The organism is Thermus sp. LT1-2-5 (assembly GCF_040363165.1).
In the GTDB taxonomy this organism is placed as follows: domain Bacteria; phylum Deinococcota; class Deinococci; order Deinococcales; family Thermaceae; genus Thermus.
On the sequence record NZ_BSRG01000024.1, the window covers coordinates 1 to 21,491 of the forward strand.

The window sequence follows — 21,491 nt, forward strand, 5'->3', positions numbered from 1 at the left end:
AAGGGAGGTGGGCAGAACGGAAACTAAAGGGGTTCTCGGAGGTGAAGGAGGTGCTGGAGAAGATGCTTCAGGAGCGGTATGCCCCCCGTACACAGACTCTTACACATAACTCTTGACACGACCAACGATGGTCGTGTAAGGAATTATGTGTAGGAGTTTGTGTATAAAAGGGGGGTACCAGGATTAGGAAGGAGGTACCCCGTGGACCAGGATACCTTGCAGGTGATGCTAAGGGAAGCGGTGAGGCAGACGGTGACCGAGGTCTTGCAGATTCTCCTGGACGCCGACCGGGAAGCCTTCTTGCGCCAGCACGGGGGACGCAAGAACGGCTACTACCCCCGCAAGCTGGAGACCGCCTTTGGCCAGGTGAAGCTGGCCATCCCCCGGGATCGGGAAGGGAAATACTATCCCAGCCTCCTTCAACCCTATGCCCGCCGTCAGGTGGACGTGGGGGAGGTGGCCATTGCCCTTTACGCCGCTGGGGTGAGTCAACGCAAAGCGGCGGAGGTGATGAGCCTCTTGCTGGGCCACCGGTACACCTACGAAACCATCAGCGCCATCACCGACCAGGTGCTGGAAGCGGCCGAGGCTTTCCAGAAGCGGCCTTTGCCGGAGGAGATGGCCTTTGTTTACCTGGATGGCTTTTTCTTGAAGGTGCTCAGGGAGGGACTTGGGGTGGAGAGGGCGGCCGTATACGTGGCCCTGGGGGTGACCCCCAAAGGGGAGAGGCAGGTTCTGGGCTGCAAGATAGCCTTCGGCTGACCTGGCTCCTTCCCACGGAGAACGCCCATGCCTGGGGGGAGGTGCTGAAGGAGCTTTGGGAAAGGGGGCTAAGGCGGGTGTTGCTGTTGGTCACCGATGGTCTACCTGGGATAGAGGAGGCCATCAGGAGGGTTTATCCCATGGCGGGGTGGCAGCGGTGCGTGGTGCACATGGTGCGCTCTAGCCTGGGGCAGGTGCGTTCCCGGGACAGGGCTCTTTTGGCCCAAGACCTGAAGGGGGTGTACATGGCGGGGAGCCGACAGGAAGCCCTGGGTGCTTTGGAGAGGCTGAGGGAGGCCTGGGGTGCCAGGTACCCTTCCCTGGTGGCCTCCTGGTGGGAGAACTCGGGGGCTCTGCTCCGTTTCCACGATTACCCCCAGGTGCTCTGGCCCTATCTGCGGAGCACCAACCTGATGGAGAGGTTCATCCGGGAGGTGAGGCGTGGGACGAAGGTGCGGGATCATAAGTTCCCCCGACCCGAGTCTGTGTTTAAGCTCCTTTACTTGGAGGCGGAGCGTCAGGAGGGGAGGTGGTCTGAGCGGCGATTGAAGGGCTTTGCTGAGGTGCGGGAAGTGCTGGAGAAGATGCTTCTGGAGAGGTATGCCCCCCGTACACAGACGCTTACACATAAATCTTGACACGACCAAGGCGGTTGTAGAGGCAGTTCCAGAGAAGGCGCATTAAAGAAGACAGGGGGTTCAGGCGTCACGTGAACATGGTCCCGCTCTTGGGGTGGGGAAGGCAAACCAAAAATCGCAACCCGACCGGAGGGTGCGAACAGACCCTAGATTGCCTAATCAAGTCCGTTACTTTAGGATGAGGCCATGCCACGCCGCAAACAGCCCCAAGAGGCCCTGCCTCCTCGCATCCGCGCCATCATCGAGCGCCGCAAGGAGCTGGGCCTGACCCAGGAGGAGCTCGCCCGCATGGCGGGCTTCTCCTTCAGCCTCATGGCCAAGATCGAGCGCGGGGCCACCGACCCCCGTTCCCTCTCCGCCCTCTACCTCACCAACCTGGCCCGGGTCCTGGGCCTTCCCCTCTCCGTCCTCCTGGACGAAGGGCTCCCGGAGGGCCTCGAGGAGCGCCGTCCCGTGGCGCTTCCCCTCTACCCCTCCCTGCAAGCCGCCCTCTCCGGGGAAAGCGCCCGCCAGGCCTACCTGGCCCCCGAGGACCTGCCCAAGGGAGCCCTGGTGGACAAGCTCGCCTTCCTGGAGCTTCCCGGGCCCTGGCTCTTCTCCCTCACCCTCCCCTTCCCCCTCACCAAACCCCTGCGCCTTCTGGCGGAGCTGAGGCCCCTGGTGGCCCGGGAAGGGGTCTACGTGGGCCGCCTCGAGGGCCACCCCGCCCTCTTCACCCACGAGGACCTGGAAAGGAAAAACTTCGCCCTCTACCCCCTCCTCCAAGGGCTTCCCACCCTCTGGACCGAGGGCCGGGAACCGGAGATCCTCGGCCTGGTGCGGGCTTGGTGGGTGCAGGGATAACCCCCTGTTGCTAAAGGATCATTCGGTGTGCTAGCCTTGGAGTGTGGTCTTTGCTTGGCACAGGGCTATGCTAATATGGCAAGACAAGGGAGGTGAGAGGAACAGGCTAACTTAGCGGCCTCCAAAAAGAAGCGGATCGGGGTTGCCCCCGACAGCTTGCTCTCAAGCTTGGTATCCGCCCCTTCCCAAGGCTAGGATACCAAGCCGCAGAGGGAGAGTCAACCTCTTTGGGCAACCCCACGGGCCCCAGGGCCGGGGTAAAAGGCCCAAAAAGCACCGTGGGACGCAAAAAAGCTCACTCCAAGGCTTGGACCTACCTGGACCACCCTTCGGCTTTCACCCTGATCCCGAACCCCATCCTCAAGCAGGCCCTCTCCGGCGAGGTGGGAGGGAAGCGCCTCAAGCCCATCCCCCGCCTGGTCTACCTCACCCTCCTCTCCCGGGCCCGCCTGGAGGGGAAGGAGGCCACGGCCCAGGACCTCGCCCTCCTCCTGGGCTTCGACCCCCGCACCGTGGAGAAGGCCCTCCTGGAACTCTGGGAGCTTGGCCTGGTGGAGCGGGGCGGCTACGGCTACTTTGCCCCCTTGCGCGCCGTGCTCCCCAAGGCGCACGCTGTGCAAAGCTCCTTGCACGCCGTGCAGGGGGAAAGCGGGGAAAAGGCCGTGCCAGACGAGCTTGGCTCGGTCCTAGAAGAAATAAGAGAAGAAGAAAAGAAAAAACCTCCTCATCCTCTATCCCACCCACCCACCCCGCCTTCGGCAGAGGGGGAGGAGGAGCTTTGGGAGGAACCCCTAGCGGAACCCTTAGGGGAAGGCCACGAGGTGGAAGCCTCCCTTGCTTTTCCTCCGGGAGGGAGCGGAACTTCTGTCTTGACCCAAGCTTCCCCGCCGCTTGTGAAGCCGGGCACGAAGTCCCTGCGGGCCGCCCTGGAGGGGGCGGGGCTTTGGCGGGAGTTCTGGCGGGTCTTCCGCCCCGGCTTCGCCACCCCGGCCCTCTTCGGGGCCTACCTCCACCGCCTGGAGCGGGGGGCCCTGCCCCTGGGGACGGCCTTTCTGGAGGTCGTGGCCCGCACCCTGGAAGGGGCGAGGCGGGGGGTGGTGCGCTACCCGGCGGCCTACCTGGAGCGGTTGCTTCAGGAGCTAGCCCCCGAGGGGGCCCAAGCCCCTTCCCTGACCTCTTCCCTCGAGGCCCCGCCTTTCCAAGACGGCGACCTGCTCCTCCTGCCCGATGGCAGGCGGGGCTACTTCGGGGGCTGGACAGGAGGGGGTAAGGAGGCCTTCCTGGAGGTGGACGGGGTGGCCTACCGGGTGCCCAGGGAACTTCTCCTTGAGGCCCGTGTGGTAGGGTGAGGGAGATGCTGGAAGCCGAACTCCTCCCCGCTTCGTCGGGGGAGAAACCCCTTGGGGAAGGCTTCTCGGAAGGCGAGGAGTCTAGGCCACAGGACTGGTATTTCGCCCGGCTGGAGCTTTGGGGCACCCTGGAGCGCAAGATCCTGCCCCCCAAGGGCAAGGGGGAAGGCTCTCAGGAGGGGGGGCGTCCCCGATGGGTCTACGTCCTGCGGGATCCCGCCTTGGGGGAGGTGCCCCTGCGCTTTCCCCGGGAAGTGTGGGAGCGGATCCCCTTCTGGGCCTTCCAGCGCCACTTGGGGCGCACCGTCTTAGCCCGCTTCTCCCCTCGTACGAACGCCCAGGGCCTTTGGTCCCCCTGGCACTCCCCCGCCTTGGGGTTTTCCCGGAGGCCGGGGGTGGAGCCATCCCGCTTCCAGGCGCGGGGCCGCCTGGTGGGGGTGGACCGGGAGGAGGGGCGGCTGGTGGTGGAGATCCGTCCCAACCCCCAAGGGGTCCTCAAGGAACCCTTCCGCCTCACCCTGCACGCCGCCCTGGCCCTCCTGGAGGGGCTTCCTTCCCTGGGCAGCGGGGTGTACCTGGAGGGGGAGCTGAGGCCCAAGAGCAGGCGGATGGTGGTGAGGAAGGCCGAGCTTGTTCCCCTGTGGGACGACTAGGGCACAAGGCTTTCCTCCACGGGGTGGCCCATCTCTCCCCTTCGGGCTGTGGGCGTAGCCTTCGCCTGGAGGCGCGGGGACTTTTCACCTTGCGGGCCAGGTTTCTGGGAGGTAAGGGCCCAGGGACGGGCTTCCACCAGGTGGTCCTCTGGTTTCGCACCGACCGGGAAGGGTTCGTCACCGAAGTGGTGGTGGCCCACTGGTCCCTCCTGGCCCCGGCCCCGGTGGGCTTCCTTCCCGACGAACCTCTGCGCTTCAGCCTCTTGGGGGAATGGCTGGGGGCTCACGAGGGTGTGGGAAGGGTCTGGGTGGTGCCCAAGGACCCTGAGGAAGCTCCTCCCTTCCCCGTGCGCTTTCTTCCCGTGCGCCCCCACCTGGTCCCAGCCCCAGGGGGGCTCGCCCTGGTCCTGGGACGGGTGGAGCGGGGGAGGCTCCTGGGGGAGGAGGTGCTGCTCTTGAGCGGAAGGGTCCTTTGCCCGGGGGCTGGCTAAAGCCTAGTCTGACCAGTTGTGCTAAGCTTGGGCTGTGGACAAGACCTGGCAGCTGCAAGAGGCCAAGGCCCGCTTCTCCGAGCTGGTGGAGGAGGCCCTGCGCTCCGGCCCCCAGGTGGTGACCCGCCGGGGCAAGCGGGCGGTGGTGGTCCTCTCCTGGGAGGCCTACGCCCGCCTGGCGGGCAGGGAGACCCGCCTCCTGGAGGCCCTTCGCCCCCAAGAACCCCTCCCCAATGAGGAGGTGGAGGCCCTCTTCCCTCCGGAGAGGGAGGGGATCGCCTACCGGAAGGTGGAACTTTGAGCTACCTCTTGGACACCAACGTGGTCTCCGAGGTGGCCAAGCGGGAACCCCACCCTGCGGTCTTGGCCTGGCTGGAGGCGGTGCCCCTGGGGGAGGCTTACCTTTCTGCCCTCACCTTGGGGGAGCTGGTGCAAGGGGTGGTGCGGGCTCCCTCGGAGCGGCGTCCCCGGCTGGAGGCCTGGCTGGACGGGATCAGACGCCGCTTCGCGGGGCGGATCCTTCCCCTAGATGCAGAGGTGATGGAGGTCTGGGGAGAGCTCACCGGGCGGGCCATGGTGGAGGGAAGGAGCCTCTCCCCCCTAGATGCCCTGCTGGCGGCCACGGCCCTGCGGCACGGCCTGGTGCTGGTCACCCGCAACCTGAGGCCTTTTGAGGGCGTGCCCGTGCGGGTGTTCAGCCCGTGGGAGGCTCCTTGAGGAGAGGGTATTTGGCAACACGTGTTATGATGGGGGCAACATGGCACGGGTAAAGCTAAAGCCGCTGGCCTTGTGGGCCCGGGAGCGGGGTCTCCCCTACAGCACCGCCCACAAGATGCTCCGCGAGGGGAAGATCCAGGCGGAACGGGTGGGGGAGTGGTGGATGGTCCGGGAGGAGGTGCCGGAGGAAGGCCCGGCCCAGGGCAGGGTCCTCACCCTCTTCACCCACGCCGGGGGGGCGGGGAAGACCTCCCTCACCCGGGACCTCGGCTATGAGATGGCCTCGAGGGGGAAGCGGGTGCTCCTGGTGGACATGGACCCCCAGGCTAACCTCTCCGCCTGGTTGGGACATGAGGAGGTTCCAGAAGAGGAAACCGCCCTCGCCGTGTTCGAAGGTCGAGCCACCCCTCAGCCCAAGGAAGTTCTGCCCAACCTCCACCTTCTCCCCGCCCAGGTGGAGTTGGCCCGGGCCGAGGTTCTCCTCTCCCGCGAGCCCCACAACGCCTTTGCCCTCCGGGGAGCGCTAAACGAGCTTCGGGAGGTCTACGACCTCATCCTCGTGGACTCGCTTCCCTCCCTGGGCTCTCTGGCGGTGGCCGCTGCCTTGGCTGGGGACGGGCTTGTCGTTCCCGTGGAGCTTTCCCGGAAGGGGGCCCAGGCCTTGCGCACCGTGGTCCAGGTGGCCCGCGGCTATGGGATTTCCCTTCAGCGGATGCGCCTTTGGGCGGGTCGGAGCTTCGTGCGCCTGGTGGTTCCCACCCATGCGGAGGGCACCGCCCGGGACCGGGAGGCCCTGCAGGCCCTCGAGGAGGCCCTGAGCGGAGCTGTGCCCGTGGCCCCACCCCTGACCAGGAGGCCCGCCGTGTACCGGGAGGCTCAGGCTAAGGGCGTACCCGTTCAGCTGGTAGGGGGAGATGAGGTGATCCGAGAGTTCAAGGCCCTTGGCGACCTCGTGGAGGAGACGCTTCTGCGGGAGGAGGTGGCGGCGTGAAGCGCAACCCCATCAGCCCCTTTCTACCTCCTGATCTGGCCCGGGCCCTGGACCTCTCCGAGGTAGGGGGCGGGCGCCTCCTCCCCCTCGAGGCCCTCTCCCCCCGTCCCCAGCCCCGGCGCCGCTTCGAGGAAGCCTCCCTGAAGGCCCTGGCGGAGTCCGTCCGGGCGCACGGGGTTCTGGAGCCCCTCCTGGTGCGGCCCTTGGGGGACGGGAAGTACGCCATCGTGGCCGGGGAGAGGCGGTACCGGGCCGCGAGGATGGCGGGGCTTTCCGAGGTCCCGGTGCGGGTGGTGGAGCTCTCCGAAAAGGAGGCGAAGCTTTTCGCCCTGGTGGAGAACCTTCAGCGGGAGGACCTGAACCCCTACGAGGAGACCCTGGGGGTCCTGGACCTCCTGTCGGAAGACTTGGGGAGGCCCGTGGAGGAGGTGGTGGCCCTGCTCCACCGGATGCGGGACGAGGCGAGGAGGAAAGTTCCCCAAAACGTTTTGGGGAGCCTCGAGGCCCGGAGGGTGGAGGAGGTCTTCCGGGCCCTGGGCCGCATGGGTTGGGAGTCCTTCGTCCAGGCCCGCCTCCCCCTCCTCAACCTCCCCGAGAACCTCAAGGCGGCCCTGGAGGAGGGGTCCATCCCCTACACCGCCGCCCTGGAGCTCAAGAAGGTGAAGGACGAGTCCTCGCGGAAGGCCCTCCTGGAGGAGGCGAGGGCGGGCCTCTCCCTGCGGGACCTGAAGGCCCGGGTGCGGGAGCTTTTGCAGAAGGAGAAGGCCCCCAAGCCCTGGCACCGGGAGGTGGGGGAGAGGCTCTTGCGGCTGGACCTCGAGGCCCTGCTCCCTGAAAAGCGGGCCAGGGTAGAAGCGCTCTTAGCGGAGCTCAAGGAACTGCTTGGTTAGGTGCGGTTTTTCTCTAGGAGGCGGGGGCGAAGGTGGAGGCGCAAGGTCAGCTGAGCCAAGGTCTGGTGGAGGAAGTGAGGAGCCAACTCAAGGAGGGTCCTGAGCAGGAGCAGGTGGTGGGCCCCTTAGTGCAGTATCTCCTTACCAAAGGCTATAAACTTGAGCAGATCCGCTTCGGCAAGAGGGAGTGGCGGGTGCCCAAGAGCCCCTCGGAGGCCCACAAGCGGGAGAAGGGGAGAAGCTATGAGGGTTTCCCCGTTGACATCGCCATCTTTAACGCTTCTGCGGAGGGCCCTTCTCTTCCTCGCATCGTTATTGAGACCAAACAACCCAAGGAGGAAGCCGGGATCTCTCAACTGCAGGCTTACATGTCCCTGGAACCTTCTGTAGAGCTTGGAATCTGGACCAACTCCGCTGACCCTTCCGCTCCCGCCCTTTTCCTCTACCGTGGAGAGGCGCATCCTAGGCGCAAGCTGGTCAAGGACATCCCCTCTCCCGGGGACCCGATAGTGCCTGACCGCGTACCTCTTCGGTACAAGGACTTGACCGTTCCTAGCCAGGACGTCTTGAGAAAACTCTTCTCCGACCTCATGGACCGCTTGGCCTCCGAAGACGCTAACGTGGTCCGTCCTGATGACCGCCTGAGCGAGCTTTGCAACCTCATCCTTTTGAAGCTGGATGGCGACAGGAGAGCCAAGGCCGAAGGAGAGGAGGCGGAGGTGCGCTGGCGGGCCCTCTCCACTCCCGAGGACACCGCGCGGATGATCCGGGAGTGGTTCCGCAACTTTACCCGGGTCTACCCCGAGCTCTTCACCAGCGAGGAGGAGCGGACGCTGAGGCTGACGGACCGTTCTATCCACCTGGTGGTGGAGGCTTTGGAGGGGTACCGCCTCATCGAGGCGGGAAGCGAGGCGGTGGCCCAGGCCTTCCAGGTGCTCCGGACGGAGGCCCTGCGCTCGGCGGACGGCCAGTTCTTCACCCCCCAGTCGGTCATCAAAGCGGGCGTGGTCCTTACGGAGGTGGAGTGGGACGACTTGGTGATCGATCCAGCTTGCGGTACTGGGGGCTTTTTGATCGAGGCTTTCTTCAACCTGGTGGAGAAAGCGAAGGGAGACCCCACTCAAGCGGTCCGCTGGGCCCAGACCCACCTCTACGGGGTGGACAAGGACCACGTGGCCGTCAAGTTGGCCAAGGCGGTCATGCAGATCGGTGGGGACGGCTCGGCCCATATCTTCCGGGGAGACTCCATCAGGAGGCACGAGTGGCCCAAGAGCTTTCCTCACCTGCAGTCCGAACTGCAGGAGGGGCGCTTTGACCTGGTGCTCACCAACCCTCCCTTCGGTAAGGACCTGGTAGTAAGCAGAGAAGACCTCGCCCAAAGCGGCTTTTCTATCCACCTGGCGGATGGGGGCTCTATGAAGAAGGTTCCCATAGGCCTGGTCTTCCTGGAGCTCGCCTACTGGCTCCTAAAGCCTGGAGGGCGTGTGGGGATCGTTCTTCCCGAAACCTACTTCTTCAGCCGCTCCTACCGCTGGGTGATGGACTGGCTCCGCCCCCGCCTTCGCCCCCTGGTGGTGGCCAATATCCCTATGGAGGCCTTTCAGCAATATGCCAGGGCTAAGACTAGCTTTTTCGTCTTTGAGAAGCTCGCAAGCGAGCCCGACCTCGAGGCCCCTGTCCTCTTCCTCAACCCCCACACCTGTGGCATAGGCCCTGACGGGAAGGACATCCCCGACAACGAGCTCTGGGAGCACGTGCTCTTGAGCAAGAAAGGCGAGCTTCCCCCTGGAGCCGTTCAGGTGAGGCTTGGGGAGGTGTATCGGCGAGGGGTGCTCGTCCCCCGCTACTACGACCCCAGGTACGAAGAGCCCCTAAACCGCCTTCTGGAGGAAAAGGGCCTCGAGGGGGTGAGCCTGGGAGAGCTGGTGGAGAGAGGCTTCCTGGAGTACCGCTTCGGCCACGGTAGCCCGGATCGCCTGAACCGTAGGGGCGAGGTCCCCTACATCAAGGTGAGCGACCTCCGGGCTGGAAGGGTGAACGTCAACCCCACCAACCTGGTCCCGAGGGAGGTGGCGAGGAGGCTCTGGAGAGGGGAGGAGAGCGGGCTTCGGGCTTGGGATCTCCTCACTCCCATCCGGGCGAGTAGCAATATTGGGGAGTTTGCCGTCCTGCTCCCTGGCGAGGAGGAGCGGGTGCTAACCAAGGAGGTGCTCGTCCTGAGGAGCACGGAGGAGGGCGAAAGGGAGGGGTACACGCCTTTCTACCTCTTCTGGGCTCTCTCTTTGAGGGCGGTCAGGGAAAGCTGGCGGCGGGTCACTCTGATGCAGACGAACCGGGAGGACGTAGGAGACTACTGGAAAGAGGTGAGGATCCCGAAACCGAAGAGCCCCAGCTGGGCGGAAGAGGTGAGCCGCCCCGTTCGGGAATACCTTGAGGGTCTGGTCCAGGCCCAAAGGGGCCTCCTGGGTCTGAGGGCCCAGGAGGAGGAGGGGTTCACCTTTGTTCCTTTCTTGAGGCCACCAAGCGTCGGGGACAAGGAGTCCGAGAACAACCCGGGAGGGAATACCTCCACTTAAGGGGCTGGGGTTGAAAACGGCCTAGAACTCCTCCCCCCACCCCGGCACCACGAGGCTCTTCATCCCGGTCCAGTAGGCCACTTTCTCCCTGGGATGGCCTTCTTTGAGGAAGCGGCGGATGGCCCGCCAGCGCAAGGGGAGGGCGAGGTCGGCCCGCTTCTTGCCCTCCGCCTTCACCCCGGCGAAGTCCGCGAACTCGGTGAGGATCCACTTGGCCTCCTCCAGGCCCAGGGGCTTCCCCCGGTTCTTCCCCGGGGCGGGCTTGAGGAGGAGGTGGGGGTAGGGGAGGGGCTGGTGCCCGGCGAGGAAGGCCCTCTGGGGGAGCCAGTCGGCGAGGACCTCCCGGGCGAGAGGGGAGAGGGGGACCTCCCGGAGCTTGGTCCCCCGCACCAGTAGGCTCTTCTCCCGCACGTCCTCCTTCCAGAGGTCCGCCACCTCCTTCACCGTGAGGCCCACCTCCCCCAGGAGGACGAGGAGGACCCGGAGGAGGGGACGCCAGTAGGCGAGGGGATAGGCCCCGGCCTTTTCCAGGAGGTCCTGGTAGGCCTCCTCGGGCATGGCCCGGGAGGGGGCGACCACGGGAAGCTCCTGGCGGGAGGGGAGGCGCACGTGGGACGGCATGGGATGCCCGGCCCAGTCCAGGAAGGGGAAGAGGTGCCTGAGGCTTGCCCGGGCCCGCTCCACGGTGCCCCAGGAGAGGGGCCCCCTTTCCCCTCCGGGGAAGCCCTTCTCCTTGGCCTCCAGGAGGAAGGCCTTGGGGTCCTCGGGCTCCAGATGGGGCCACCGCCTCCCCTTCAGGGCGAGCCAGCGGACGAAGTAGCCCACGTAGTGGGGGGCCGCCCGGTCGGGCTTCTTGCGGTGGCGCACGAGGTAGGCCCAGAGGGCCTCCTTGAGGAGCCCCTCGTCCCAGCGCGCCAACGCCTCCCCCACCACCCGCCTCCGCTCCTCGGGGTGGTCCCAGACCTCCAGCCCAAGTCCTTCTCTCATCCTCACTATCATCTTAGCCCCCCCACCCCCTCCACCGCCACCCCGTGTGTAGCTAAGACTTTCCCCGCATCGGCTTTTCCCCTTCCCCACGCCACTCTCCACACCCTGACCTCTTTTCCGCGAGGGTTAGGAGTCGGGCTTCCTGGGGGTGTGGCCGGAAAAAGTGGGGGCAAGGATTTCAGAGGGTTCAGCGCACCAGGACCTTCACCCCCCTGGCCGGGGGCCTGGCCTCCGCCTCCCCCCGGGGCTCCTCCGGGTCCAGGGCCCCGTCCCCGTCCCGGTCCAGGAAGGCGAGGAGGCGGTAGGTCCCGGGGGAGAGGCCTTCAAGCCGGAAAGGCCCCCCTTCCGGGGGCAGGACGAAGCTCCGGCAAACGCCCCCCTCGGAGCAAGCCGAGAGCACCACCCGGGCGGGAAGGGCCTCCACCTGGACCTCCGCCGTGGCTTCAGCCCCACCCCCTTCCAGGCGCACCCGGTAGGTCCCAGGGGCCGTCCCCGTGAGCGCCCGCACCCGGAGGTAGGCCCTGCCCTGGGCGGGGTTCGGGGCGAGGTAGGCGGAAAGCCCCCCTTCCGCCACCACCCGCACGGGGACCGGGTAGGGGCTTAGGACCTCCACGGCCAGGCTCCCCTCCTCCCCGGGCTTCAGGGCCAGGCGGCCCTCCACCCGCAAGGCCACCCCGCCCCCCTCCAGGGCCTTCAGGGCGGCGAAGGCGTCTAGAAGCCTCCCCTCCGGGGTGGACCTGCTCCCCGCGAGGAGGGCCCCCTCCAGGGCCTCAGGGGAGGCCGCCCCCCGGGAGCGAAGGAGGGCCAGGGCCGCCGAGACGTGGGGGGCCGCCTGGCTCGTCCCCTTGAGGAGGCGGTGTCCCCCCAGGGTGGGGCCCAGGACCCCGGAAGCCCCGTCCCCCCCGGGGGCGAGGAGGGGGGCGGAGCGGTTGGAGTAGGAGGCGAGCCTCCCGTCGGACCCCACCGCCCCCACGGTGAGGACCCCCCGGCAGTTCCCGGGGAAGTAGTCCCGGAAGTCCCGCCCGTAGTTCCCCGCCGCCGCCACCACCAGGACGCCCCGGGCCCTCACCTCGTCCAGGGCCTCCTGCAAAGCGGGGGAGCAGGGGCCTTCCCCGCTTAAGGAGAGGTTCACCACCTGGGCCGGGTGGGGGTTTGGGGGAAGCCCCGGCACGGGGATCCCCGCCGCCCACCGGAGGGCGAGGATCAGGTCGCTCTCCCGCCCCGTCCCCTCGGGGGTGAGGAGGCGGATGGGGAGGATGTGGGCCTGGGAGGCCCCCGCCATCCCCACCCCGTTCCAGGCCGCCGCCAGGACCCCGGAGACGTGGCTCCCGTGGAAGGTCTGGAGGGGGCTTCCCGTGCTGGGCTCCGTGGGGTCGGTGTCCCCGTCCACCAGGTCCAGCCCCGGAAGGAGGACGCCCTCGAGGTCGGGGTGGCCGGGGAGGACCCCGGTGTCCGCCACCGCCACCACCACCCCCTCCCCCGTGGCCTCGGCCCAGGCCTCGGGGAAGCGGGCCAGGGGGAGGTTCCACTCCTCGGGGAAGAGGGGCTCGGCCTCGCCCCCCTGGGCCCGGAGGGGGCGGTCGGGCAGGCTCAGCCCGCCCAGGGCCTGGCCTCCCAGGCCCTCCACCCGGTACCATCCCCCGCCCAGGGGCCTCCCCGGGCACCCCTGGGGGCAGTAGGCCATCCGGTCCGTGGCGGCCTGGGTCTGGGGCGCGACCCCTTCCCCGCCCACGTAGACCGTGCCCTCCAGGTAGAGGTCCAAGGAGGAAGCCCCCTCCACCACCAGGCGGAAGGGGGCCTCCCGCCGCATCCCCCCGCCCTCGGCCACCACCCGGGCCTCCCAGGTCCCGGCCTCCCGGGCGGGGATGGCGAGGGAGAGCTCCCTCTTACCCTCCACCTCCAGGGGAGGAGGGGTCATCCCCGGGGGAAGGCCCTCCACGAAGAGGCGGGCCCTGAGCCCCCTCGCCTCCACCCGCGCCGGGAGGATGGCCGTCTCCCCCTCCCGAGCCCGCACCTCCTCCTGGCCCAGGGAGAGCCGAAGGAGGGGGGCCTCGAGGGCGCACCCCGTCAAAAGGAGCAGGCTAAAAAGGAGGCTCCAGGTCCTCCTCATCCAGGCCCACCTCCGCTACCCGCCGGGCGAAGGCCGCCTCGAGGGCCTCGTAGGCCTCCTCCAGGCTGGGGAAGTCCCCGAGGTCCTCCCGCTCCCCTCCGGGGCCCTCCCACCAGGCCCGGCACCGCCCCGTGGGCCACTCCTGGACCCACCCGTCCCCCATGGGCGTCTCGTAGACCCGCCGCTTCTGGCTTCCGTCAAACCGGAGAACCCGCATTTACTTCCCCCAAGCCACAGCGAAGTACCCCCGGAGAACCGCCACCACCTCCGGGCTTTCCACCACCACGAAGGCCGCCCCCTTGGGGGCCACGAAGAACCGTCCGTCCGCCAGGAGGAACCACCCGGCCATGGGCGTCCCCCCGAGGCGCACCACCTTCGCCCCCCGGGCCCAGGGAGGAGGCGCCTCCCGCCCCAGGACCAGGGTGAGGCGCTTCTCCTTCAGGGCCTCCCCCAGGGAGGCCGGGGGAAGCCCCACGGCCACCACCTCCTGGGTCCGGTTCGCCAGGAACCAGTAGAGCTCCCGCTCGGAGAGCTCCCGCACCTGGGGTAAGCCCTGGGCCAGGGCGGGGAGGAGGAGGGCGAGGGCGAAGAGAAGGGCCCTAGGGGATCCAGTACCCCTCATCGTCCTCGCGCTCCATGAGGAGGTCCAGCACTTCCCAGGGAACGAAGACGCCCTCTTCATCTTCCTCCTCCTCAAAGTCCTCCGCCTCCCGGTCCAGGCACTCCAGGCAGGCCGTCTCCAGCTCCCGGCCATCGGGGAGGCGAATCGTGATGCGCCTCGTCCCGCCGCACATGGGGCACGCCATCACGCCACCTCCGGCAACGGCACCCGGAACTCCGGGGCCCAGAAAAGCGCCTCCTCCCCCTCGGCGAGGAGAAAGGCCGCCTCAATCCCCCGCTGGTAGAGCCGCCACCCGAGCTCGGGGTGGCGCACCAGGTAGTATTGCCCGGTACCGTCCCCCTTCACCACGCTAGCCTCCTCCACGATCCGCCAGAACTCCGCGAGGTCCGTCCGCATACGCCTTCTCCCGTGGGGCGAAGCCCCCAAGTCACTTCACCTCCTCCTGCCTCCTCGAGGCGCTCACCACGTAGCTCGTGGCTAGGCGCATCACCAGGGCCACTTTGTTGGAGACGGGGCCGTCCGGGGTGAGCCAGAGCCAGCGGTCCGGGGTGCTGTATCCGGGGGCGAAGAGGTAGCCCTTTCCCCCGGCCCAAAGGATGGGCAGACCCAGGATGACCCCGGAGAGCTCCGGGGCATCCCGCTCACCCCCCACGGCCACCACCTTGAGGAGGCCTTCCTTCACCGCCTCCTTCAGCTCCGCCTCCAGCTTTCTCGCCGTCTTCCCGTCCGTGACGATGTACGCTTTAGGAATCCGTATCCCCTCCGGCGGGCAGGTGTAGATGGGCACCCCCCCGTAGGAGATGTTCTGGCACCCCCCTCCGTGCAGGATGAGCCCGAGGTAGCGGGCCAAAGCTTCCACCCCGGCCCCCGAACCCACCACCATCACCTCCTGGCCCCGGGAAAGAGCACCCTGAATCTCCCCCCAGGAGGTGGGGTAGAGCATGTCGTCCGGGAGGCCGCACATCTTGAGGGTGGTGCACAGGACGCACTTCGTCACCCGGTACACCCCCCGGAGGACCAGGGAGGGCTGGGAGAAGTCCAGCCGGGTGAGGCTACTGGGGTCGCACGAGAGCACCTGGCTGACCTTGTTCAGGTTGTTGCTGATCCCGCCCCAGTCCAGGTTGGAGAGCCAGTCGAACTGGGCCAGGGCCGGGGTAAGGGCTACCAAAAGGGTCAAGAACGCTTTCCGCATCTTCACCTCCCGAGGAGGGGCCGATAGAGCGCCCTCAGGTCCAAGGCGTAGGCCGAAAGGTCCGAGACCAGGGTGTAGGGGGCTCCCCGCACCCCCGGCACCTCGTACCCCTCGGGCACGGAGACCCACCGCCAATGCGTCCTCTCCAGGGCGAAGGGGAGCACATAGGGGGGCACCCCCAGGGGTTGCGCCGGGCCTTCCAGGGGAAGCGAGGGGTAGGCGATGACGCAAGGGGGGCAGTATTCCACCCGGATGTCGATGGTGAGGGGCACGTGCCAGTAGACCACCAGGCGGGAGAGCTGGCCCCAGGCCCACCCCATCCAGTTCCCCAGGTTCACCTGGGAGAGGTCCACATTGCGGATGTCGGGGACCGTGGTCACCTCCAGGAAGTTCGTGCCCTGGAAGAAGGTGGCGTAGCCAAAGGCCTCGTAGACGGGGAGGGACGAGGGAGGAAGCCAGCGCTTGGCCTCCTCAAACTTCCAGAGGCCCGGGGCCTCCTTCGCCTTCAGGGGCTCGTCCTGGGGCTTGCCCCCGGTGAGCTTTTCCACCTCCCCCTTGGCCTTCACCACCTCGTCCACGGTCATGAGGGCCGTGGCCGCGCACGAGACCACCCGGTCCAGGTCCCCCGCGCACCCCTTGAGGACGGGGATCGCCCCGGTGAGGGCCCTCAAGGGGGCGTTCACCAGGTTCTCCAGGTTCCCCTTCAGGGTGTCCACCCCCGGAAGGCCCAGGAAGGCCCGGGAGTCAAAGAGGGTCTTGGCCGAGCGGTAGAAGTGCACGTAGAGGTACGCCTTCTCCAGGTCGCTCCCCGCCCGGTCGATGAGCCGCTTGTAGGTGTCCCAGATGGCCTGCACCTGGTCCCAGAGGGCGGTGAGGTCCACGGGGAAGAGCTGGGTGTAGACCGGGGCCACCACGCTCCCCGCCCCGAGGAGGTGGCCCTGCCAGGGCACCGGGAGGTAGGCCTTGGGACTCCCCAGGCTCCTGAAGTCCCTGGGGAGGAGGGAGAGGAGGTCCTGGGGGGTGGAAGGCCGGGGCGTGAGAAGAGCCCTCGCCACGTCCTTCTGGTAGTCGGCGTAGTAGTCGGTGAGGGCCTTTCGCATGGCCCGCTCCACCCGGGCGTTGGCCTCGTCCCAGTTGAACCAGAGGGGCTGGGACGGGTATCCGGGGGTGCGGAAGACCTCGTTCCCCTGGACCAGGACCTTGAACCCCGGGATGTACATGAGAGGGAGGATCTGCATCCCGAGGCCGTCGCAAAACTCCTTCGGGTCCACCTGGGGCACGGGGAGGTACTTGTCCAGCTTGTGGAGCCCCGCCGAGGCCCACGTCCCCAGGTCCAGGGGGGAAGACCGGATGGCCGCCTGAAGGAAGGCCGTTTCCACCCCCTCGGAGGGCACCATGAGCTTGAACTCGGGGAGAGGAGGATTTAGCTCCGGCCCCTTCACCCCGGCGAGGCAGTAGGCGAACCAGAAGGCGGGGTTGTTGAGCTCGGTGATGACCCTCCAGTAGTAGCGCTCTTCAAAGCGTTGCCACGCCTTGCGGAGGTCCCTCGCCACCTCCTGGGTGGCCTCGAGGCTGGAGAGGGGGAGGTAGAACTCGTGGGCCTGGGCCTCCGGGGTGGTGGCCCCTCCCTGGTAGTCCCTAAGGCGGTCCTTCCTCAGGACCTCCAGGTAGGGCCACTTCCCCTTCAGGACCTGCTCCAGGCGGTAGTCCGGGGCGGAGAGCAGGTACTTGGTCCATTCCTCGTAGGTAGGCCCCTGGGCCAGGGCCAGGGAGAAGAGGAAGAGCGCCCAAACCCACCGCATCTCACAACCCCCTTTCCGCGCACCAGTCCCTGAGGGGCTTGAACCACACCTTGGCCTCCTCCCTCCCCGTCCCAGCGAGGGGGTTCCCCTGGGGCGAGATGGAGCGGGTGATGTAGCTCACGTAGGGGTCGCCCTCGGCCACCTCCAGGTCCTTCCCCGTGGGCTGGAGGTAGCCCTCGAGGCCGGGGATCCGGTACCGCTTCCCCTCCGCCGTCACGTATCCCCCGGGCTCCACGGGGCGGTCGTTGTCGCTGGCGTAGCGCCAGGTCTCCTGCCACCCCCGGAGGTAGGCGGAACCCGTGTAGCGAAGCTCAGTACTCAGAACCACCTTGTAAAGGTTGAAAAGCCAGGTGTGGTCCACGCTTATGAAGCGGGCGTACAGGTACGCCGTGCCCACATCCCGGCCTGAGGCGTCCTTCACCGAACAAGTCCACTCAGAAGTGGTCCTCAACCTACACCCTGAAAGAGTGTAGGTCTGCCCCCCGTAAGTGAATTGGATGCCCTCCGGGGTCCCCCAATCGTAGTAAGTTCCCAGGTCGGAAAGGGTAGTTGTCCCCCCCTGGGCGTACACGTAGGCGTACCCCCGGTACCGCCCCTGGGTGTCCCGAACGGTGAAGCTCCGCGCCCCGCTCCAGGTGGCCCCGGAAGCCCATCCCTCTAGGTAGAAGCTCTCGTCTCCCCGCCCCACCACGGCGCTGAACCGCCCGTCCCAGTCCGAGGGGTAGTCGAGGCCCGTTGTCCAGTTCTCGTACTCCTGCAGGGAGAGCTCCTTGAACTCCACCCGGGCCTTCAGGTTGGCCTGGGAGATGTACCCCCACACCTGGGCCCGGGCCTCGGGAAGCCCCTCCTGAGTGGGAGAGAGGGGCGTGGTGAAGGAGAGGTAGTCCGTCTCCTGCCAGTCCGGGCGGTCCACCAGGTAGCGCCCCGCCATCACCGCCCCCTTCTGGGTGGAGCCGGAAGGCGGGTAGATGACGGCGAAGGACTGCTCCTTGGCGAGGCTTTCCCGGGGCATCACGTGGAAGCGGGAGTCGTTCCGGTAGAGAGAGCAGTAGCTCCTCGCCGTCCCCTCCGGGACCACGAACCGCTCCTGCCCCCCGTTTCGCGCCCGGAACTCCTGGGCCAGGGTCTGGGTCCAGGCCGAGACCTCGGGGACGAAGAACCAGAGGGTGCTTCCCTGGGGCTGACGAGCGTAGAAAGCCCTCAGGTCCGCTAGAGAAGAGAGGACGCTCTTCGCCACCACGTCCCGGTCCGCCGGGGAGATGCCGGAGAGGATGGACCCCTGGACCGAGGGAGGCTGGTAGGACTCCATGCCGGGGTAGCGGTACCGCTCTCTAGCGCTTCCTCCAGGGGGCCTCACGGAAAGCCACCCCCCCGCCTCCAGGGGCACGGGGTTGTCCGGGGAGGGCATCCAGGTCTTGGCCCCCTGGAGGGGCCAGACGGCGTACTGCACCTGGTGGTAGGAGGGCCTGTTCTGGGAGTCGTAGACCGTGCTCACCGAGGCCCGCCCCCGGAGGCGGTTCTGGGAGTCGTAGAGGTTGAAGACCGCCCCGTTGTAGGGAGTGTTCGGGGCGTACCCCGAAAGGGTGAAGTAGTCGCACCCGGAGACGCAGAGGTAGAGCTTCCCGTCCCAGGAAAGGGACTGGTTCATGGAGCCCTGCACCGGGTTGGCCCCGCTCTCCACCAAAAACTCCACCACCACGCTGTACCCCTCCCGGGCGTTCCCCTGGAGCGTCCCTCGGACCTCCGTGGAGGGACGAGGGCCGTCCACGAGGCCCACCTGGGCCAGGGCGAGGGAGAGGAAGGGGAGGAGAACGAACTTACGCACCCCTCACCTCCTGGGAAAAGGCGTCCACCAGATGAAGGACCACGGGCCAGAGGAGGCCCGCGAAAAACCAGGAAGGACCGTATGCGAGAGCAAAGACGATCCCCGCTGAAACACCGATGGCCCAACGGATCCAGGTCATGGGTACTGCCTCCCCCGCTGAAACATGGGGTCAATCATGAGGAGGGTCTTCAGGGTGGGCACCAGGCCCGTGGGGGTCTCCGCCAGGGCCAGGCACCGCCTCCCCTCCTGGGTGTCCTTGTAGGTCCGGCACCCCTCGAGGACCTGCCGCCTCTCCTCCTCTGGCACCCCGGGGTAGTCCCGGTCCGAGGGGTCGTAGTACTTCCGGGGGATGAGGCGGTCCAGGAGGAGGTAGTCGTGCCGCCAGCCCTTGGCCATCAAAAAGGTCTTGATCTCCACCTTGGGGCCGATGTCGGCCCCAAGGGAGTTCTGCTGGCCGAAGCAGAAGGAGATGAACCCCCCGCAAAGCCTCCCGGTGTAGAGGAGACCGTAGAGGATGCTGGGCACGTCCGTGAGGATCTTGACCTCCCCCGCCGGGTCCGCGCGGCTACAGATCCCGAGCCAGTTGCAGTCGTAGAAGTACCCCTGGGCCACCCTGGCCAGGGCGCCTCTCACGGGCTCCGGGATCTCCTTGGCGTAGGCGTAGGCCAGCATGGAGGCCGTGGCCCGCTTGTGGTCCTCCACGAGGCGGGTGGCGAACTCGTTCAAGACCTCGTCGTAGGAGAGCTCCCGCTCCCAGGTGAGGTAGGCCGCCCCCCGGCTCGAGGTGGAGATCGTCCCGCTCTGGGGCACCCAGTAGCCCCGGAGGAGGGTGCAGGCGTAGTAGGGAGCCCCCGGCGCGCCCCCAGGAGTCGTCACCGTGGTCGTCTGCTCACCCCCGTCAGGATCCCGGTACTTGCAGGACCAGTCCTCCCGCCACTCCTTCCAGTAGACGAAGGCCTCCGCCGTGAAGTGGTGGAAGCCGTTGTCCCGGAAGGAGAGGCTTCGAGTGGAGACCTGGACCTCGGGGCACCCCTGGACCGGGTTGGGGAAGAGGAGGGCGGGGTAAGTAGAGCTCCCTGGCCCCTCGTCCTTGAGGGCGAGCTGACTCCCCGTCCACCGGATGCGCACCCAGGCCGTGGTGGAGGGAGAAGAGGTCCAGGCCCGCACGGTGAAGGCTCCAGAAGAACTCAGGGCAGTAGGGGAGACGGTGAGGTAGATTTGGGGCCTTCCCACGGGAAGTTCCGGGTAGTTAGGAGGGGTGTAGCTCACCGAGCAGGTGGTGCGCTGGGCGAGGGCGAGGCTCAGCAGGGAGAGAAGTGGCAACATGATGCGGCGCATCATGTCGCATTATAGCAATCTCTGCTCAGCGAAGGGCCCGCTCCGCCTCCGCCAGGCGCTCCAGGAGGGCCTCCCGCCGCCTTAGGAGGGCCTTGTAGCGGGCCAGGGACTGGTGGGAAGGGAAGGGCCCTTCCATGAGGTCCCGGAGGAGGGCCTCCGTCTTGCGGTAGATGAGGCGGAAGAAGGCGCGGTAAAGGTTGCTTCTCCGTCAGGAGAACATCTTGTGGAGGGCCAGGTAACTCTTTCCCCGTCAGGAGAACACCTTGCGGGCGTGGTCGTAGCGCCAGGGGCGGCCCCGCTTGCCCTTGGGGGTGGGTGGGGCCACCTCCTGGGCCAGGCGGAGGCAGTGCTCCAGGACCTCCTTGGGGCTTGCCTCCCGACGAACAAAGCCCTGCTTGCCCATCGGGGCGGGAATATACACCTGTCGTCCCGACCTTTGCAAGGCAAGCCCACAAGTGCTTGACTTGGGGCGGAAAGATATGGTATTCTTCAAGCCAGAAAGGCCCCCCCATTAGGCCTAGGCCTCAAGGGGGGGACGCTTAGTTTATGAAGCAGCCGTACCAAAAGCCACCCTTAACCTTGGAGGAGCAGATCCAGCGGTTGAAAGAACGGGGGCTCGATATTCCCGACGAGGAAGAAGCCAAGGAGTTTCTAAAAAAAGTTCAATACAGCCGTTTAAGACCTTACTGGCATCCGTTTGAGAAAGACCCGCAAAATCACAATTTTCACCCCCAAACCACTTTTAAAGATGTGGTACTTCTCTACGAACTTGACCGGAAGCTGCGGCTACTTGTTATTGAAGCCGTAGAACGCTTTGAGGTCGCTTTACGCAGCCGTTGGGCCTATGTGTTGGCTCACGCTGGAGGTCCTTTCGCATACACTCAAGGGCATTTCTTTCACCGCAAGGATTGGCACAAGGAAGACCTTGAGGCCATTAGGAAAGAGTGGGAAAGGGCTGTAGAACACGATCCCATCTTCCGAAACTACCGAAATAAGTATGGCCAAAGCGACCCCCCAATTTGGCTTATCGTTGAGTGCGCTTCCTTTGGTACCTTATCGCGCTTTCTAGGCAATATCGCAGACAGCAACCTGGGCAAGGACATATCCGAACCCTTTGAACTCCCGTTCAGCTTCTTGCAAAGCGCAACTAAGCACCTAGTGGTAGTGCGGAATATCGCCGCACACCACAGCCGTCTCTGGGACCGCGAGCTCACTGCCTACACCCTGCCCTATATTCGCAAACACCCCTCGGAACTCAAGGAAGCGATGGATGCTACAACAGCGCCCCAGAGAATTTATCGGACCCTAGCGCTCCTTCTCTACATTATGGAAAAGCTTCACCCCGAGGACGGCTGGAAGAATCGGCTTCTTGATCTACTCAAAGACTTTGGCGAACACCTCCACACCCGCATGGGCTTCCCGAGGAACTACCGAAATCTAAAACTTTGGTCATAGCGAAGCCGTTTTCGGAAGAGCCCTCCCATGCCCGGATTTAGGGCTTCGCCGAGAAGCAGAAGGTTTAGAGAAAGGCCCAAGATCGTCCTGGGGTGCAGAGGAGAATAGCGATTCCTTGAGAGCACTCGGTCGTGTAAGGATTTATGTGTAAGGGTCCGTGTTTAATAGGGGGGCACACCTTAGCACGAGGAGGTGCCCCGTGGACCAGGATACCTTGCGAATCTTGCTGAGGGAAGCGGTGCGGGAGACG

General features: G+C 66.4%; 22 protein-coding genes and 1 pseudogene. 11 read left to right on the plus strand and 12 right to left on the minus strand.

What is annotated here, in order from left to right:
• Positions 1 to 225 precede the first annotated feature (225 nt).
• From ABXG85_RS12530 to ABXG85_RS12570, 9 genes and pseudogenes are all read left to right on the plus strand, one after another.
• Positions 226 to 1,400, plus strand: a pseudogene (locus ABXG85_RS12530) (IS256 family transposase).
• A gap of 186 nt (positions 1,401 to 1,586) precedes the next feature.
• Positions 1,587 to 2,243, plus strand: coding sequence for a helix-turn-helix domain-containing protein (locus ABXG85_RS12535; RefSeq protein WP_053766895.1), 657 nt, complete (start codon positions 1,587 to 1,589; stop codon positions 2,241 to 2,243).
• Positions 2,244 to 2,521: 278 nt separating this feature from the next.
• Positions 2,522 to 3,592, plus strand: a complete 1,071-nt coding sequence (locus tag ABXG85_RS12540; RefSeq protein ID WP_053766901.1) for a helix-turn-helix domain-containing protein — start codon at positions 2,522 to 2,524, stop codon at positions 3,590 to 3,592.
• A 5-nt stretch (positions 3,593 to 3,597) separates the two neighbouring features.
• The gene (locus ABXG85_RS12545) at positions 3,598 to 4,245 is read left to right on the plus strand and encodes a hypothetical protein (RefSeq protein ID WP_053766896.1); all 648 of its coding nucleotides are present in this window, start codon (positions 3,598 to 3,600) and stop codon (positions 4,243 to 4,245) included.
• Between the two features lie 89 nt (positions 4,246 to 4,334).
• A complete protein-coding gene (locus ABXG85_RS12550; RefSeq protein ID WP_156303173.1) occupies positions 4,335 to 4,736 on the plus strand; it encodes a hypothetical protein in 402 nt (133 codons plus the stop codon).
• Between the two features lie 34 nt (positions 4,737 to 4,770).
• On the plus strand, positions 4,771 to 5,037 hold the full coding sequence (locus ABXG85_RS12555) for a type II toxin-antitoxin system prevent-host-death family antitoxin (RefSeq protein ID WP_038032046.1): 267 nt from the start codon (positions 4,771 to 4,773) through the stop codon (positions 5,035 to 5,037).
• Positions 5,034 to 5,453: a type II toxin-antitoxin system VapC family toxin gene (locus tag ABXG85_RS12560; RefSeq protein ID WP_082333084.1), complete on the plus strand. Its 420-nt coding sequence runs from the start codon at positions 5,034 to 5,036 to the stop codon at positions 5,451 to 5,453. Before ABXG85_RS12555 ends, ABXG85_RS12560 begins: the two co-directional genes overlap by 4 nt.
• Before the next feature lie 40 nt (positions 5,454 to 5,493).
• Entirely contained in the window at positions 5,494 to 6,444 is a 951-nt protein-coding gene (locus tag ABXG85_RS12565; RefSeq protein ID WP_053766897.1) for a ParA family protein, read from the plus strand.
• Between the two features lie 35 nt (positions 6,445 to 6,479).
• On the plus strand, positions 6,480 to 7,334 hold the full coding sequence (locus ABXG85_RS12570) for a ParB/RepB/Spo0J family partition protein (protein WP_053766903.1): 855 nt from the start codon (positions 6,480 to 6,482) through the stop codon (positions 7,332 to 7,334).
• A 125-nt stretch (positions 7,335 to 7,459) separates the two neighbouring features.
• Here ABXG85_RS12570 and ABXG85_RS12575 read toward each other — a convergent pair whose 3' ends face one another.
• On the minus strand, positions 7,460 to 7,795 hold the full coding sequence (locus tag ABXG85_RS12575) for a hypothetical protein (RefSeq protein ID WP_353513955.1): 336 nt from the start codon (positions 7,793 to 7,795) through the stop codon (positions 7,460 to 7,462).
• A gap of 81 nt (positions 7,796 to 7,876) precedes the next feature.
• Here ABXG85_RS12575 and ABXG85_RS12580 point away from each other — a divergent pair, with 81 nt between their 5' ends.
• Positions 7,877 to 9,910: an HsdM family class I SAM-dependent methyltransferase gene (locus ABXG85_RS12580; protein WP_162207988.1), complete on the plus strand. Its 2,034-nt coding sequence runs from the start codon at positions 7,877 to 7,879 to the stop codon at positions 9,908 to 9,910.
• Between the two features lie 21 nt (positions 9,911 to 9,931).
• Here ABXG85_RS12580 and ABXG85_RS12585 read toward each other — a convergent pair whose 3' ends face one another.
• From ABXG85_RS12585 to ABXG85_RS12635, 11 genes are all read right to left on the minus strand, one after another.
• Positions 9,932 to 10,897 (minus strand): recombinase XerD, encoded by a 966-nt coding sequence (locus ABXG85_RS12585; RefSeq protein ID WP_353513956.1) that lies wholly within the window; start codon positions 10,895 to 10,897, stop codon positions 9,932 to 9,934.
• A gap of 187 nt (positions 10,898 to 11,084) precedes the next feature.
• Positions 11,085 to 13,007 (minus strand): S8 family serine peptidase, encoded by a 1,923-nt coding sequence (locus tag ABXG85_RS12590; protein ID WP_353513957.1) that lies wholly within the window; start codon positions 13,005 to 13,007, stop codon positions 11,085 to 11,087.
• The gene (locus ABXG85_RS12595) at positions 12,979 to 13,224 is read right to left on the minus strand and encodes a hypothetical protein (RefSeq protein ID WP_014632265.1); all 246 of its coding nucleotides are present in this window, start codon (positions 13,222 to 13,224) and stop codon (positions 12,979 to 12,981) included. The genes ABXG85_RS12590 and ABXG85_RS12595 overlap by 29 nt, the downstream gene beginning before the upstream one ends.
• Positions 13,225 to 13,629 (minus strand): hypothetical protein, encoded by a 405-nt coding sequence (locus ABXG85_RS12600; protein WP_014632264.1) that lies wholly within the window; start codon positions 13,627 to 13,629, stop codon positions 13,225 to 13,227.
• On the minus strand, positions 13,607 to 13,813 hold the full coding sequence (locus ABXG85_RS12605) for a hypothetical protein (RefSeq protein ID WP_353513958.1): 207 nt from the start codon (positions 13,811 to 13,813) through the stop codon (positions 13,607 to 13,609). The genes ABXG85_RS12600 and ABXG85_RS12605 overlap by 23 nt, the downstream gene beginning before the upstream one ends.
• The gene (locus tag ABXG85_RS12610; RefSeq protein ID WP_353513959.1) at positions 13,813 to 14,025 is read right to left on the minus strand and encodes a hypothetical protein; all 213 of its coding nucleotides are present in this window, start codon (positions 14,023 to 14,025) and stop codon (positions 13,813 to 13,815) included. Before ABXG85_RS12610 ends, ABXG85_RS12605 begins: the two co-directional genes overlap by 1 nt.
• Positions 14,026 to 14,056: 31 nt before the next feature.
• Entirely contained in the window at positions 14,057 to 14,821 is a 765-nt protein-coding gene (locus ABXG85_RS12615) for a hypothetical protein (RefSeq protein ID WP_353513960.1), read from the minus strand.
• A gap of 2 nt (positions 14,822 to 14,823) precedes the next feature.
• Positions 14,824 to 16,623 (minus strand): hypothetical protein, encoded by a 1,800-nt coding sequence (locus ABXG85_RS12620; RefSeq protein WP_353513961.1) that lies wholly within the window; start codon positions 16,621 to 16,623, stop codon positions 14,824 to 14,826.
• A 1-nt stretch (position 16,624) separates the two neighbouring features.
• Positions 16,625 to 18,448, minus strand: a complete 1,824-nt coding sequence (locus ABXG85_RS12625; RefSeq protein ID WP_353513962.1) for a hypothetical protein — start codon at positions 18,446 to 18,448, stop codon at positions 16,625 to 16,627.
• A 135-nt stretch (positions 18,449 to 18,583) separates the two neighbouring features.
• Positions 18,584 to 19,786 (minus strand): hypothetical protein, encoded by a 1,203-nt coding sequence (locus ABXG85_RS12630; RefSeq protein WP_353513963.1) that lies wholly within the window; start codon positions 19,784 to 19,786, stop codon positions 18,584 to 18,586.
• 250 nt (positions 19,787 to 20,036) lie between these two features.
• On the minus strand, positions 20,037 to 20,189 hold the full coding sequence (locus tag ABXG85_RS12635) for a hypothetical protein (RefSeq protein ID WP_167764585.1): 153 nt from the start codon (positions 20,187 to 20,189) through the stop codon (positions 20,037 to 20,039).
• Between the two features lie 143 nt (positions 20,190 to 20,332).
• Here ABXG85_RS12635 and ABXG85_RS12640 point away from each other — a divergent pair, with 143 nt between their 5' ends.
• On the plus strand, positions 20,333 to 21,241 hold the full coding sequence (locus ABXG85_RS12640) for an Abi family protein (RefSeq protein WP_054391716.1): 909 nt from the start codon (positions 20,333 to 20,335) through the stop codon (positions 21,239 to 21,241).
• The last annotated feature ends 250 nt before the right edge of the window (positions 21,242 to 21,491 follow it).

Coding starts and splice junctions, on each gene's coding strand:
- ABXG85_RS12630 (WP_353513963.1), bottom strand. CDS start 19,786: ATGCGCCGCATCATGTTGCCACTTCTCTCCCTGCTGAGCCTCGCCCTC.
- ABXG85_RS12590 (WP_353513957.1), bottom strand. CDS start 13,007: ATGAGGAGGACCTGGAGCCTCCTTTTTAGCCTGCTCCTTTTGACGGGG.
- ABXG85_RS12545 (WP_053766896.1), top strand. CDS start 3,598: ATGCTGGAAGCCGAACTCCTCCCCGCTTCGTCGGGGGAGAAACCCCTT.
- ABXG85_RS12640 (WP_054391716.1), top strand. CDS start 20,333: ATGAAGCAGCCGTACCAAAAGCCACCCTTAACCTTGGAGGAGCAGATC.
- ABXG85_RS12620 (WP_353513961.1), bottom strand. CDS start 16,623: ATGCGGTGGGTTTGGGCGCTCTTCCTCTTCTCCCTGGCCCTGGCCCAG.
- ABXG85_RS12600 (WP_014632264.1), bottom strand. CDS start 13,629: ATGAGGGGTACTGGATCCCCTAGGGCCCTTCTCTTCGCCCTCGCCCTC.
- ABXG85_RS12605 (WP_353513958.1), bottom strand. CDS start 13,813: ATGGCGTGCCCCATGTGCGGCGGGACGAGGCGCATCACGATTCGCCTC.
- ABXG85_RS12610 (WP_353513959.1), bottom strand. CDS start 14,025: ATGCGGACGGACCTCGCGGAGTTCTGGCGGATCGTGGAGGAGGCTAGC.
- ABXG85_RS12615 (WP_353513960.1), bottom strand. CDS start 14,821: ATGCGGAAAGCGTTCTTGACCCTTTTGGTAGCCCTTACCCCGGCCCTG.
- ABXG85_RS12635 (WP_167764585.1), bottom strand. CDS start 20,189: ATGGGCAAGCAGGGCTTTGTTCGTCGGGAGGCAAGCCCCAAGGAGGTC.
- ABXG85_RS12585 (WP_353513956.1), bottom strand. CDS start 10,897: ATGAGAGAAGGACTTGGGCTGGAGGTCTGGGACCACCCCGAGGAGCGG.
- ABXG85_RS12565 (WP_053766897.1), top strand. CDS start 5,494: ATGGCACGGGTAAAGCTAAAGCCGCTGGCCTTGTGGGCCCGGGAGCGG.
- ABXG85_RS12575 (WP_353513955.1), bottom strand. CDS start 7,795: ATGCGCCTCTCCACGGTAGAGGAAAAGGGCGGGAGCGGAAGGGTCAGC.
- ABXG85_RS12595 (WP_014632265.1), bottom strand. CDS start 13,224: ATGCGGGTTCTCCGGTTTGACGGAAGCCAGAAGCGGCGGGTCTACGAG.
- ABXG85_RS12535 (WP_053766895.1), top strand. CDS start 1,587: ATGCCACGCCGCAAACAGCCCCAAGAGGCCCTGCCTCCTCGCATCCGC.